1 protein-coding gene is annotated in these 1,187 nt (G+C 52.1%); it reads right to left on the bottom strand.

All coding sequences use genetic code 11. The features are described from left to right. Nucleotides 1-1,066: cellulose biosynthesis cyclic di-GMP-binding regulatory protein BcsB (locus ACNA7P_RS11205; RefSeq protein ID WP_416258706.1), on the bottom strand; the 1,066-nt coding region annotated here is incomplete at its 3' end. Nucleotides 1,067-1,187 lie beyond the last annotated feature (121 nt).

Below are 1,187 nucleotides of genomic sequence, written 5' to 3'. Positions count from 1 at the left end.
AACGCGGCGCCGAATAAGCCTCGCGCGGTTGCAAACGGTTCGCCAATTCTTGCGCATTAAAGCTTACCTCCGGGCCGCTTAAACCAGCGCGGTGCGTTACTAAACCTTGCGCTGCGGTAATCAGGCCAGCAGTATCGGGCGCTTGCACCAAGAGCATTTTGTACACTTGGTTCACCGGGTTGGTGATCACGCGCACCGTGGGCTCGCTTACATCGGGATAATCGCGGAATAACCATGGCCGTTCGTTATTGGTAAGGAACACAACCGCATGAGCATCAGGCCACCGGTGAACTTCATGCTCAAACGCCGCATCGTTACGGTAGCGATATAACTGGGTGGCTACGCTACGCCAATCGGCTTGCGCACCAAAATAGCTGGAGAATATACCCGCGGCTTGCACCACGTTGGTATCTAATTGTTCTGGAATAACATAGTGAAATTCGGCGCGGTTGAAATCGCGCACATCGAAAAATGGCTCGGGAAACCAAGATAAATCGTTCGCAAACACCAGTTGTGTGCGGTTTAGCTCGATACGGCTATCGCCGGCGAATTCCAACCACGCGCTGGTAGATAACGCTGAACACATCTCGCCCTCGGCCAATGCCAACAATTCAAAGGTGATTTCGTTGTAGGTGTTAAAGTATTCCGCCGGCAGAGTTACCCGCAATTGATGGCGCTGTTCGGCTTCATTTACATTCACCCGCACGGCGCGCACCAACTCGCCATTAAAGCGAATGCGGAACTGCGAAATATCGCGCACCAAGGTGGGTGAATATTGGTAATTCAGATACAGCACACCACCTTCGGCAAGTTGATCGATACGGCTGCCAAAACCCAAAGTAAGCTGCTCGTTGGTACCGTCCATGCGCAAGCTATCACCACCTGCTAGCTCGCGGAAAGTGTAGCTAATTTCATGCACAGGCAAATCAACCACCGTGCTTTCATACACTGGCGGCAGCTCTTCTTGCTGCTGCGCATGCGCGGCGCTGCCAAATACATTCATTGCGCTTAGCACCAAGGCTACTGCGATGCCTGTGCTAAAAACCAATACCGAAGGTTGTTGCATGTTAATTCACCTTTTCACCCGGAAAATAGGGTAATAACGAGCGGAGGAACCGCCCAAACTTTGCCAAAACAGCGAATAATGGCGCTAAACGCGGCGCGAACATCAACGCCATACGCTGGTA

The organism is Aliidiomarina sp. (assembly GCF_047920995.1).
In the GTDB taxonomy this organism is placed as follows: domain Bacteria; phylum Pseudomonadota; class Gammaproteobacteria; order Enterobacterales; family Alteromonadaceae; genus Aliidiomarina.
The sequence above is the reverse complement of the archived record's forward strand: the minus strand, read 5'-3'. Positions and strand labels throughout refer to the sequence as shown.